This window comes from Spirosoma humi, assembly GCF_054776575.1.
Genome location: NZ_BAAHBR010000008.1, coordinates 849,918 through 863,080, shown reverse-complemented (window position 1 = coordinate 863,080; position 13,163 = coordinate 849,918). Strand labels below are relative to the sequence as shown.

8 protein-coding genes are annotated in these 13,163 nt (G+C 51.3%); 4 read left to right on the top strand and 4 right to left on the bottom strand.

All coding sequences use genetic code 11. The features are described from left to right. Positions 1–582 precede the first annotated feature (582 nt). Both ACYU8Y_RS12325 and ACYU8Y_RS12320 read right to left on the bottom strand, forming a co-directional pair. The gene (locus ACYU8Y_RS12325) at positions 583–1,362 is read right to left on the bottom strand and encodes a patatin-like phospholipase family protein (protein ID WP_460937540.1); all 780 of its coding nucleotides are present in this window, start codon (positions 1,360–1,362) and stop codon (positions 583–585) included. 90 nt (positions 1,363–1,452) lie between these two features. Then, a complete protein-coding gene (locus ACYU8Y_RS12320) occupies positions 1,453–2,313 on the bottom strand; it encodes an MBL fold metallo-hydrolase (RefSeq protein WP_460937538.1) in 861 nt (286 codons plus the stop codon). A gap of 316 nt (positions 2,314–2,629) precedes the next feature. Between ACYU8Y_RS12320 and ACYU8Y_RS12315 the strand changes: the two genes are divergently transcribed. Both ACYU8Y_RS12315 and ACYU8Y_RS12310 read left to right on the top strand, forming a co-directional pair. After that, positions 2,630–3,412 carry a cytochrome b/b6 domain-containing protein gene (locus tag ACYU8Y_RS12315; protein ID WP_460939034.1) on the top strand — a complete coding sequence of 261 codons (783 nt, stop codon included), beginning with the start codon at positions 2,630–2,632 and terminating at the stop codon, positions 3,410–3,412. Further along, positions 3,409–4,227 carry a molybdopterin-dependent oxidoreductase gene (locus ACYU8Y_RS12310; protein ID WP_460937536.1) on the top strand — a complete coding sequence of 273 codons (819 nt, stop codon included), beginning with the start codon at positions 3,409–3,411 and terminating at the stop codon, positions 4,225–4,227. Before ACYU8Y_RS12315 ends, ACYU8Y_RS12310 begins: the two co-directional genes overlap by 4 nt. Positions 4,228–4,385: 158 nt before the next feature. On the opposite strand, the gene ACYU8Y_RS12305 is transcribed toward ACYU8Y_RS12310, so the two are convergent. Further along, entirely contained in the window at positions 4,386–6,767 is a 2,382-nt protein-coding gene (locus ACYU8Y_RS12305; protein WP_460937534.1) for a family 78 glycoside hydrolase catalytic domain, read from the bottom strand. 103 nt (positions 6,768–6,870) lie between these two features. Between ACYU8Y_RS12305 and ACYU8Y_RS12300 the strand changes: the two genes are divergently transcribed. After that, positions 6,871–8,364, top strand: coding sequence for a xylulokinase (locus ACYU8Y_RS12300; protein ID WP_460937532.1), 1,494 nt, complete (start codon positions 6,871–6,873; stop codon positions 8,362–8,364). A gap of 353 nt (positions 8,365–8,717) precedes the next feature. After that, positions 8,718–9,269 carry a fasciclin domain-containing protein gene (locus ACYU8Y_RS12295; protein ID WP_460937530.1) on the top strand — a complete coding sequence of 184 codons (552 nt, stop codon included), beginning with the start codon at positions 8,718–8,720 and terminating at the stop codon, positions 9,267–9,269. 89 nt (positions 9,270–9,358) lie between these two features. On the opposite strand, the gene metH is transcribed toward ACYU8Y_RS12295, so the two are convergent. Beyond that, positions 9,359–13,144: a methionine synthase gene (gene metH, locus ACYU8Y_RS12290; protein ID WP_460937528.1), complete on the bottom strand. Its 3,786-nt coding sequence runs from the start codon at positions 13,142–13,144 to the stop codon at positions 9,359–9,361. Between the last annotated feature and the right edge of the window lie 19 nt (positions 13,145–13,163).

The following is a 13,163-nucleotide window of genomic DNA, read 5'->3' as shown; positions in this document are numbered from 1 at the left end:
TACAAAACTATAGCAAAAAAATCCAATACAAAATTCTATAGTTTTCTAACTTATCAGTTTTTTATACTTACTACTCAATCACGTTTAGAATATAATTTTGCTAAGATTAAATTCGGATTAATAATTACAGGACTGACGAGCGTTTTTTATAGCATTCTCAGAACAATATACAATTAAGTATTTTTAACAGATTTCTAATAATGAGGAGAATAATATAAAATTTACATCTTTAAATACAAATTGAATTAAGGAGAAAAAATTTCAACAAATAGTATTTTTACCATATCTAGTAACTAATGATTCTCGATTGATCCACGGAAAAAAACGTATAGTAAGGCATTTTTGAAGAAGCCAATCTAGCTTCAGAAATGCTTGCCCATGCTCACTACGGCATAAATCTGAAGCCCGTTTCCTCGTTTTGTACGAATGAATATTAAAACAGGAGCAGCCTTTTTCTTACCTCATCGAAGAGGCTAATGTACAGGACCGGGCTGATGAGAAATAAGCGTAAGACGCAGGTATATAACCAGAAATGCCGAACGTTTAGGCCCGGCATTTCTGATTGATCCCATCCCGTATATACTAAGACAGTTCGGGCGTTGCCCGCTCAAGAGCTTTGCTAATATCAGGAGCCATTGAACGGGTATACTGATGACCGATCCGGAATAACTCGCGCGCCTTGCTGATGTCTGTCGTTGTATACTGCGAAAGCTGGGGCGGCTCAATCAATACGTTGCACTTGGCAAAGCGCTCTCTGGTCTTGCTCTGCACCGCCAGCACCAGACTACGCTCAATAACGCCCCGCATGGATGTAATCGATTTGCGGGTACCTAATATGTTGCAATGCGACCCGATCAGAAAATCAACTTTGTTTTCGATCGCATCGACGGGCAGGTTGTTCAATACACCACCATCCACAAACTGGCGTTTATGGATGAGCATTGGCTCGAAAATACCCGGTAAACAGCACGAGGCCAGTACAGGTCGGATAAGCTCTCCTGTCTCGAAAACGACCTGTTCGCCAGCGTTTAAATCGACCGCCACTACGTGTAAGGGAATTTTAAGCCCCTCGAAGGAGTCATGCGGAATGTACTTTCTGTATAAGTCAACCACCATGTCCAGGCGCAACAGGCCCATGCGGTTCCAGGCCGGTCGCAGGTGGCGCAGGAAGGAGGAAGATTCGATGATTTTCAGGCTTTCATCGGGTGTGTAGCCCTGGGCCAGCAGAGCGCCTGTGATGGAACCAGCACTGGTGCCCGCAATCTGATCGAACTGCATACCCATTTCCTGCAGGGCTTTTATGACCCCCAGATGGGCAATACCACGAGCCCCTCCCCCTGATAATACCAACCCTATTTTCATATATTTCAGACTATGGGTTAAATAACGGTCTGTACCTTTTTTAGTTTTTGCCGTAGCGTGATGATGCGGCATTCCGCCCTCTGGTCGGCGCTATATCAATGCCGCCAGCGTCCCTGTCTCCTTAGCCCGGACGCCCTTTTCGGTGCGCTCCAGGGTGGCGGCTTCAACGGTTGGATCATGATCGAAGACAAGTAGCCAGTCTTCGGCAACCGCCCGGTTAAGAAACTCCGTTTTTTCATCGAGGGTAAGCAGCGGTCGTACGTCGTATCCCATTACATACGGCACGGGTATGTGGGCTACCGACGGTATAAGATCAGCGCAAAAAGCTACTGTACGCGGTTGCCCATGGCTACCCGTGATTTGAAACGTGGGCAACGTCATTTTCTCCGTGTGGCCATCCACATATAGCAAGTCGACGCCGGGTATGGCCAGGTCTTCGTGATCAATAAACCGAAGCTGGCCATTCTCATGTAGGGGCATAAAATTTTCACGCAGGTACGTAGCCCGTTCACGGGGATTAGGGTTCGTAGCCCAGTCCCACTGACCACTATGAATCCAGTAGCTTGCCTGCGGAAAGGTTGCGTCGAGCGCTGTCCGATGGGCATCCTGGTAACGCACGGCCCCGCCAGCATGATCGAAGTGCAGGTGAGTCAGCAGTACGTCGGTGACATCGTTGATGGAGTAACCCGCCTGTTCAACCGCGCCAACCAGTGTTTTACCATTGGGCAGGTCGTAATAGGCAAAGAACTTGGCATCCTGTTTATCGCCCGCCCCGGTATCGACCAGCATCAGCCGATTGCCTTCTTCGACAAGCAGGCAGCGCATGGCCCAGTTGCACAGGTTTCGCTCATCGGCGGGACTTTGTTTCTGCCAGATCGACTTCGGAACCACGCCGAACATAGCGCCACCGTCGAGTTTAAAAAGGCCGGTATCCAGGGGTTTAATGTGCATACGAACGAAATAAAGTTACCGGACAAATATAAATGCATTCCCTGATAACCCAGGCGGTGCTACCTGCTGGCCATTGGCTGGACTAAGGTAATCTTTACGAAGAAGCCACCTCCCTTCCCCGCGTTTTTTTCCTCAATCAACGGAGATTTGTGAAATTTGACTCATTAACCCCAACTTTAACGAACGGATGTCAGGCAAATCCGTAAAAGCCGCTATCGACGCGGCCATCTATCCAATCTTTTGCCGGTTGAACGTTGTTATAAAGCTGACCACCGATGAACTCTGGCAAACCCATTCTCTTAATTACTCCTACCGTATGAAACGCATCATTCACAAACACCCGCTGGCGATCCGGTGGTTTCACTGGATCAACTTCCCGGTTCTGTTCGTCATGATCTGGAGTGGGTTGCTGATTTACTGGGCGTATGATCCGTATAAGATCACAATCGGCGGTTACACCCTTCTTTCCTTTTTTCCGGATGGATTTTATGCATTCCTGAACGTTCCGCGTCGGCTGGCCGAGGGCATGGCCTGGCATTGGGTATTTATGTGGGTGTTCATACTGAACGGACTGGCCTATGTCGTCTACACGTTTGCTTCGGGCGAATGGCGGCATCTGGTACCCGACCGGCGTTCGTTCCGTGAAGCCATTCAGGTAACGTTGTATGATCTGGGGCTTCGCAAAACGCAACCGCCGTTTATTAAATACAATGGAGCCCAGAAAATAGCCTACTTCGCCATTATGCTTATGGGCGTGGGGTCGGTCCTGACCGGCTTTGCCATCTACAAACCCACTCAGTTTTCGTGGCTGACCCGGTTGCTGGGTGGCTATGAGGCCGCCCGACTGGAACATTTCATACTGACGGTTGGCTATGTGTTGTTTTTCTTCGTTCATATCGGACAGGTGATTCGCGCAGGCTGGCAAAATTTCCAGTCAATGGTTACGGGATTCGAAGTTGTCGAGCCCGTTTCTGCGTCCGGCAAACCCGTAATACCCGAGCCGCCCGCAACGCCAGTCCAACCAACGCCCGAACCAAATGGATCGCCAGCCGTTGTCCCATCGGAATCATCATTAACCACTAAACCAGCCCTGCCGTGAGCCTCTCAAACGAACCTAACTTACCCGAAAGCGATGTGCCGGAATCGGCCGTTCGTCGGCGGATGCTGAAAGCATTTGGCTGGTTTGCGCTGGCCGCTGCCGTGCCCGTTGGTCTATACGAATGGATTTCCCACAGCCCTAAACTACTGGGGGCCAGGAAGCCGTTTCGGCGGGTGCTCGACGCTAATGAACAGGTTGCCCGAACGTATTTCAGCAATACACATCTGGTTCGCACCTACCCCGTAAATCAGGCGGCAAAAAAAGCGCGGGTCAATGGCTATGATGGCATTAAGACGCCGGTTCCCGACGACTGGACATTACAGATCGACCGAAAAGCGGGCGTTCCGGTCGAGCAAAATCAGCCGCTCATGCTGACCATCGACGACGTCAAGGCCTTGCCAAAGCATGACATGGCGTATGAGTTCAAGTGCATCGAAGGCTGGAGCCAGATACAACACTGGGGTGGGGCACGCCTGTCCGATTTTCTGGTGGCCCACAAACTCGGCACGAAAAGTGGCAATGCCCCCAGCCCGGACAACCCAGCGGATTTGTACAAATACATCGGCATGGAAACGCCTGACAAAGGCTATTATGTCGGAATCGATATGGAGAGCGCCATGCATCCGCAAACGTTGCTGGCTTATGAGCTAAACGGTGAACCGATTACAGCGCCCCACGGTGCCCCGCTACGGCTGATTATTCCGGTGAAATACGGCGTCAAAAATCTCAAGCGTATTGGCCGGATATTTTTCTCCGATGAACGCCCCCGCGATTTCTGGGCCGAACGGGGCTACGACTATTATGTAGGGCTTTAGGTTTACCCAGTTGAACAACGTACAGACCATTACCTGATGCCGCGTGGCACAGTGCTTATCGGCATAGGACACATTCCGTATGGGCAGTCTATGGATGCGTACCAGAAAGCGGTTTCAGGCTTTCTGGTACGCATAAATTTCTGGCAAAGCAAACTTCCTCATAAGTTTACGGTTTGCTTTCCTGCCTTGAGCGGCAACGATTTTCCTTTCCAGCGCAGCGTGCCGGTCAGGCTGTCGGGTAGGGTTACGGTGCCGGTTAAGCCACCCGTCGGCGTTTTCTGAAACTGCACGGCTATATCGCCCGATGGATGCGGCATTCGCCCGTCAACCGTTGTCAAATCGCCCAGATACGGCTCGATACGTACCGATCGGAACCCTGGCTCAGCGGGTCGGATACCACAGGTGGTTGACATAAATTCGTACAGCGGTGATGCACTCCAGGCGTGACAATCAGACCTGGTTGGCTCCGGGTTTTCCGCGAATGTAGTCAAACCCATGCTCAGCATATCGCGCCAGGGCTTTAGCTGGGCAACGAACTGATCGCCAAGGCCGGTTTTCTTGAGGGCTTCGAACAGATAAAATTTAAAGTAAAATGTCGCCTGCGTCAGCGACGTATCCGCCATGGTTTTCTGAACCAAAGCCGCTTGTTGGGCTGCCGGTACAGCATCGGTCAGAACAGCCAGAATATTGGCATGCTGACTAAAGGACGTTTTGTCGGGGGTATCGGCAAATAACCCACGACCGGCATCCCAGCATTGTGCCAATACGGCTTTATTTAACCGACGCCCTAGTTCACGGTAATGTTCGGCGAGCTGATTCTGGCCGTAGTACGCCAGCAAATCCCCCGCCCGGAAATAAGTATAGGCCTGCTGCAGGGACAAAATACTTGAACCGCCCTTGCGCGCACCGGCCGGAACGCCACCCGCAATTTCGTCTTTCGCGTTTTTCCAGGCCGACCAGTCCACAAAATTCCACCATTCGAGCGGTCCGTTCAGCCCTGTTTTGGCGATTCGTTGCTCATGCCAGGTCAAGACGCTCAGAATTCCCGGCAACATCGACTTCACGAAGGCATCGTCCTGCCGATGCATCCAGTAATCATGGACCATGCAAACCCAGAACAGCGAAAAGGTCGGAATCACCTGAAAATCGGCCGACGGGTAACGACTCTGCGTCAGACCATCATTGAACCGGCTATGATCGTAATCGAGAATGGCTTTGCGCATCAGTCGGTCATCGCCCGCCACGTAGAGCGAAATCAGCGATTGAATGCGGGTGTCGCCGGTGTATTGCAATTGCTCATAGTAGGGACAATCGTAATACGTTTCGCCCGCACACAACCGGGCCGTTCGCCAGCCCACATTCCAGATGGCTTTCAACGTGGTATCGTTCGTAGCAAACTGCCCCTTTTGCTGGAAAGGATAGCCCGTAAACTGCCCGGCTAAATCCTCCAGAACAAGCGGCTCTCCCTTGGTCTCGACCGTTAGCTGCAGGTAGCGATACGTACGGAACCAGAGCGGCCGGAACGTTCGCTTACTGCTCCCGTCGGGAATAAATTGATCCTCAAATCCAAGTAATGTTCTACCGTCTACTTCGTTCCGGTTGCCCTTTTTGTTTTTGGCATCCACCAGCGCTTCGGCATACGCTACCGTGACGGTAGCGTCTTTTCCCTGGCTCACCGTTAATTCGGGATAGGCATTGGTCAACTGGCCCTGATCGAGCAAAAACACAGCTTTTGTATTGGCCGGAACCGTGACGGGTGATTTACCCTGCAGGAAAGCGGCATCCATTTTCCCGTTTTCGCTCCGCCGAACACTCGCCAGCCGAACACTACTTTCCTCCATCATGGGAATGGTTCGTGGCACGAGCCCCCAGTTACCATCGGTACCCAGGCCGCGGGGTTTAGTCGGAAAGCCCAGCGGTTTGGCGGCTACCCAGGCTTTGTCGTCAAAAGTCGGCAGCTCCCAGCCCCAGGGATATTGAGCGGCATTGACCCGGTCACCATCACCCGCAACGATGTACGTCTTCAGTTTCGGAATATCGTTCTTAACGGGTGAATAGGCCGGATTATGGAAAATTTTCCAACTGGCATCGGTATTAACAATTTTTTCGGCGTCACTGGCGCCCTGTAGCAGAAACCCGAGCTGATAGCTCATCTGGGCAAAAGGTGCCCCCTCCCCCATATACCACACCTGAGCGGCCAGCACATTGCGACCCGCCTGCAGGTAAGGAGCCAGATCAATCGTTTCGTAATTCCAGTTCTGGGTGTCGCTGCGAGCGGGTCCCATCGCGACGGCTTTTCCATTCACAAACAGCCGATACCGATTGTCGGCCGAGACATGCACCACGAAACGAGCCGGTTTTTGCGGCAATTCAACCGCCTTACGAAAATGATAGATACCATACTGGCGAGCGGGCGCCGTCGGATGCAAAATCCAGCGGGCGGGCCAATATTGATTCGTCCAGTCGGGCGTGGTTGTTTGGGCAACGATCGTTGCGGGTAGCGTTAGCAGACAAAGGACAATGAGCAGAAGCCGTTTCATAGGGGCATAATAATAGGCAAAATAAGGTACATTTTTTCTGTACTTACTGATTATCCTCTTCTGGTTGTACTTTCGCAGTAGATTTCCTAACTCCGGTAACCACATGTATCTTCTTGGATTTGACCTCGGCAGTTCGTCCGTCAAAGCGTGCTTAGTTGATGCCGATAGCGGCAAGGCTGTTGCATCGGCCTTTTTTCCGGAAACGGAAATGATTATTGAATCTCCCCAAACCGGTTTTGCGGAACAACAACCGGAGAACTGGTGGAAAAATGCCTGTCTGGCCAGCAAAGCCGTCATGCACAAAGCGAATGTGCAACCAGCCGATGTAAAGGCGATCGGTATATCGTACCAAATGCATGGCCTGGTCGTTGTCGATAAAGCCTTCAATGTGTTACGGCCTTCCATCATCTGGTGCGACAGCCGGGCGGTGCCGTATGGCAACCGGGCATTCGATGACCTTGGTCACGACCGTACTCTGCATCATCTTCTTAATTCGCCGGGTAATTTCACCGCGGCCAAACTTGCCTGGGTAAAAGCCAATGAGCCGGATGTGTATGCCCAGGTAGACAAGTTCATGCTCCCCGGCGACTACCTGGCGGCTCGCATGACGGGCGATATCGTCACCACAGCATCAGGCTTATCGGAAGGTGCTTTCTGGGACTTTCAAACCAACCAGCCTGCCCAATTCCTGCTCGATTACTTTGGCTTCGATGCATCCTTGATTCCAACCATCAAACCAACGTTTGCTCCCCAGGGCGAATTAACGGATTCGGCAGCCAACGAACTAGGCCTTGCCGCCGGAACGCCCGTTACCTACCGGGCGGGTGATCAACCCAATAACGCGCTATCCCTCAATGTGTTGGAACCCGGCCAGATTGCGGCTACGGCGGGCACATCGGGAGTCGTATATGGCGTTAGCGACCAGGCCAGCTACGACCCGAAATCACGGGTAAATACCTTCCTGCACGTAAGCCACACCGACGAAGCACCCCGCTACGGGGTTCTGTTGTGCGTAAACGGGACCGGTATTTTAAATAGCTGGTTGCGAAATCAGATGCTGCAACGGTCGATTAGCTACCCCGACATGAATACGCTGGCGCACGAAGCTCCGGTTGGGGCCGATGGGTTAATCTGCCTTCCGTTCGGCAATGGTGCCGAGCGCATGCTCGAAAACGCCGATTTGGGTGCCTCATTCCACGGATTACAATTAACCCGTCATGGCCTGCCACACATGATTCGGGCGGCTCAGGAAGGCATCGTTTTTGCGTTGTATTACGGTATTCAGATTATGGAACGTGTGGGCGTAGGCCTGCAAACGATCCGTGCTGGCGAGGCTAACATGTTCCTTAGTCCGCTCTTCCGCGATACGCTGGCCAACCTGACAGGTGCCACCATCGAGCTGTATAACACCGATGGGGCTCAGGGAGCGGCTCGCGGTGCCGGTCTGGGATTAGGCCATTATAAGAATGCCCAGGAAGCCTTCAGCGGATTACACGTTACGAAAACCATCGAACCCGACATGCGAGCACAGGAAGGCTACCGTGACGCGTACGAACGGTGGCTAACGATGTTACAATCCGGTAACACGAGTAAATAAAGGCCGTAGACGTCCCTTTAAAAGCGAGGCTACGAACTGAAAATTTTCGGTTTGTAGCCTCGCTTTTTTTTAAGTAATAAATAAAATAGGTAGCCCTCATGAATTCAGTACAATACGTAAAAATACGCATCCCCTATAAACATTTCGCTTACTCATTTATAGTAAATTTCGTCTTTAATAAATTTCCAAGCGCCAGCAATTATACATCATAACTAATTGCAAACCAACACCTTGAAAAAAGTTTTGATTAAATTAAATCCAAGTGACACCGTAGTACCGTAAGTCTTCCCGTTGTCGACAAACAGAGTAATAACAGTCAGTACACATTCCAACTTTTTAAAAAGAATAACAACATGAAGACGCTTAAATTATTATTTTCTATAGTCGCCTTGTCGGCAATTAGTCAGGTTTCGTTTGCGCAGGAAAAGACAGTAACGGTTGGCGGTGCGCCCATGTACCCATCGAAAAATATCATCGAGAATGCCGTGAACTCGAAAGATCATACCACCCTGGTTACGGCTGTTAAAGCGGCTGGTCTGGTTGAGACACTATCAGGTCCTGGCCCGTTTACGGTGTTTGCTCCAACAAACAAAGCCTTCGACAAACTGCCAAAAGGCACCGTTGAAACGCTGGTAAAACCAGAAAATAAATCAACACTGACAGGTATTCTTACCTACCATGTTGTACCCGGTAAAATGAGTTCGGCTGATCTGGCGAAAGCCATTGCCGATGGTGGTGGAAAAGCCAATCTGAAAACAGCTTCGGGGGGTACATTGACCGCCAAAATGAAGGGCAAGAAAATTGAACTGGTGGACGAAAAGGGGGGCACAGCCACGGTTACGATTGCCGATGTCAACCAGTCGAACGGTGTTATTCACGTTATCGACTCGGTATTGATGCCTTAAACAGACATTACTCTTTATCCAACTGAATAGAAAATGCCCGGCCAACTGGTCGGGCATTTCGCGTTTATACTTGCCTTCGTATCAGAAACCTACGCGTCATAACTCAGCACGGGACTGAGCCATTTTTCGATTTCCTCGACGGGTTTATTTTTCCGTTGCGCGTAGTCCAGCACCTGGTCTTTATTGATTTTACCAACGGCGAAATACTTCGATTCGGGATTCGAGAAGTAGAAGCCGCTCACCGATGAAGCCGGATACATAGCATAGCTTTCCGTTAACTCAATGTCAATTTTGTTGGCATCCAGCAAGTCAAATAACGTCTGTTTCTCCGTATGATCCGGACAAGCCGGGTAGCCCGGTGCGGGCCGGATTCCCTGATACGCTTCTTTGATCAATTGCTCGTTAACCAGATTTTCGTCCGTCGCATACGGCCAGAACTCTTTCCGAACGCGCTCGTGCATCCGTTCGGCAAAGGCCTCGGCCAGCCGGTCGGCAATGGCTTTCACCATGATGCTGTTGTAATCGTCATGATCTTGCTCGTATTTATCGAGCAGCGCTTCGATACCAATCCCCGCCGTTACGGCAAAGCCACCGATGTAATCTTCCCGACCACTCTCCAGCGGAGCAATAAAGTCCGACAGGCAGAAGTTTGGTAAGCCCGGTGCTTTTTGATTCTGCTGACGCAGGAAATGGAGTACCGTTTTTGTATCGTAAATCAGCTCGCCAGCCGGGGTCACCGCCGTTTGCGACTGCGCCTTGCTGATTTTATATTCGATATGCTGGTGGGAACCATGCCGTTCACAGGGAATATCACGTACGTATTCTTCGAAGTCGTGCAAGAGCACGTCGTCGTCGGCGGAGTTAGCGGGATAGAACCCGACTACGGCTTTCGCTTTCAGCAATTTCTTATCGACAATTTCCTGTAAAAGCTGATTGGCATCGTCGAATAACTGTTTGGCTTCTTTACCAACGATAGCATCGTCGAAAATAGCGGGGTATTTTCCGTGCAACTGCCATGTTTGGAAAAACGGGGTCCAGTCGATGTAGTCGACTAATTCGGCAATGTCGTAATCCTCAAAATACCGGTTACCCAGGAACGTTGGCTTGGTTGGCTCGAAAGTAGTCCAGTCGATTTGCGTACGGTTCTCGCGCGCCTTGGAAATAGTCAGACTAGCTTTTTCCTTTTGCCGCTTGGCATGGTCTGCACGCAGTTTGACGTACTCGGCCTTAATCTCAGTAAAGATTTTTTCCTTCGTACCATCCGTTTCACTAACGAGCTTCCCGGCAACGGGTACGCTCCGGCTGGCATCCAGTACGTGAACAACGGGACCCGAGTAGTGTGGGTCAATTTTAACGGCCGTGTGAATACGAGACGTAGTAGCGCCACCAATCAGTAACGGCATCGTAAAGCCCTGCCGCTCCATTTCCTTGGCAACGCCGACCATCTCGTCCAGAGAGGGTGTAATCAGCCCACTCAGACCAATAATATCGACATTGTGCTCGCGGGCCGCATCCAGAATTTTCTGGGTAGGCACCATGACGCCAAGGTCAATAATTTCGTAATTGTTACACCCCAGCACCACACCGACGATGTTTTTACCGATGTCATGTACATCGCCCTTGACGGTGGCCAGCAGGATTTTCCCGGCCGAAGATGACCCCTCTCCCGACTTCTCCGCTTCGATGAATGGGGTCAGGTACGCTACGGCTTTTTTCATAACCCGTGCGGATTTAACAACCTGCGGCAGGAACATTTTACCCGCCCCAAACAGATCACCAACGATGCTCATGCCATCCATGAGCGGGCCCTCAATGACATGCAGCGGCCGCTCGACCTGCAGGCGAACCTCTTCCACATCCTGATCGATGTAGTCCGTAATACCTTTGATGAGCGCGTGTTTCAGGCGTTCCCGGACGGGTTCGAGCCGCCAGCTTTCGTCCTGTACAATAGCTTTTCCTTTGGCTTTTACCGTTTCGGCAAAATCAACCAGGCGTTCGGTGGCATCGTCCCGACGATTGAGCAGGACATCTTCACAACGCTCCAGCAGTTCTTTTGGAATGCTGTCGTACACTTCCAGTTGACCGGCGTTCACGATACCCATATCCATACCCGCCCGGATGGCGTGGTACAAAAAGGCCGAGTGCATGGCTTCCCGAACGACATCGTTGCCCCGGAAACTAAACGAAATATTGGATACGCCACCGCTTACTTTGGCCAGCGGCAGGTTCTGCTTGATCCAGCGGGTGGCGTTAATAAAATCGACCGCGTAGTTATTGTGTTCTTCGATACCCGTGGCAACGGTCAGAATGTTCGGATCGAAAATAATGTCCTGCGGGGCAAAATGAACCTTATCGACCAGAATCCGGTAAGCGCGTTCGCAAATCTGGATACGCCGTTCGTAGGAGTCGGCCTGGCCACTCTCATCGAAGGCCATCACCACGGCAGCCGCACCGTAGCGTTTTACCAGTTGGGCGCGTTCGATGAAGGCGTCTTCGCCTTCTTTAAGCGAGATCGAATTGACAATCGCCTTGCCCTGCACGCACTTTAGACCAGCCTCAATGACTTCCCACTTCGACGAATCGACCATGATGGGAACCCGGGCAATATCCGGTTCGGCAGCAATCAGGTTCAGAAACGTAGTCATGGCTTCTACCGAATCCAACATGCCTTCGTCCATGTTGATGTCGATCACCTGGGCGCCCCCTTCTACCTGTCCGCGAGCAATGCTGAGGGCTTCATCGAAGTTTCCTTCTTTGATAAGCCGGGCAAACTTTTTGGAACCCGTTACGTTAGTCCGTTCACCAACGTTCAGAAAGTTGGTTTGCTCTGTAATCTTGAGCGGCTCCAACCCGCTCAATTTCTGGTAGGGTTCCGGCTCCGGTAACTGCCGGGGTGGGTATTTGGCGGCTACATCGGCAATGGCCCGGATGTGATCGGGTGTTGAGCCGCAGCAACCGCCAACGATATTGACAAAGCTGCTTTTGATGAAATCCTCCATCTGCAACGCCATCATATCCGGCGTTTCGTCGTATTCCCCAAATTCATTGGGTAAACCCGCGTTCGGATAGGCCGACGTGAAGAAAGGCGCTTCCTGCGAGAGTGTTTGTATATATGGCCGCATCAGGGCAGCTCCCAGCGCACAGTTAAGCCCCACACTCAGTAAAGGCAAGTGCGAAACAGAATACAAGAACGCTTCCGTTGTCTGCCCCGATAAGGTTCGACCACTGGCATCCGTAATAGTGCCCGAAATCATGATCGGCAGGGCGGTCTTCTGAGGATTTAAATTAAAATACTTGTCGATGGCGAACATAGCTGCTTTCGCGTTGAGCGTATCGAAGATGGTTTCGACGAGCAGCAGATCCGATCCGCCATCCACCAAACCGCTTACTTGCTCATAATACGCATTAACCAGATCATCGAACGTAACCGCCCGGTAAGCCGGGTTATTTACATCGGGCGAGAGCGAAGCCGTCCGGTTGGTCGGTCCCATCGCTCCGGCCACAAATCTTGGTTTGTCGGGTTGCTGGCGAGTCATCTCAACCGCCACTTCCTTAGCAATCCGGGCCGACTCATAGTTGAGTTCGTACGCCAGTTCCTCCATGTGGTAATCGGCCATGGCAATGGACGTAGCACTGAAGGTGTTGGTTTCAATAATATCAGCCCCAGCTTCGAGATATTGCTTGTGAATGGCCTGAATAATGTCGGGCCGGGTCAGCGACAGCAAATCGTTGTTTCCTTTCAGGTCATGCGGCCATTCCTGGAATCGCTCGCCCCGATAGTCCCCATCCGTCAGGTTATACCGTTGAATCATCGTTCCCATGGCCCCATCGAGGACCAGGATACGTTCGTGAAGAAGTTCGTGTATCGTTTTCAAAGGCAGTAATAGAAGGCGT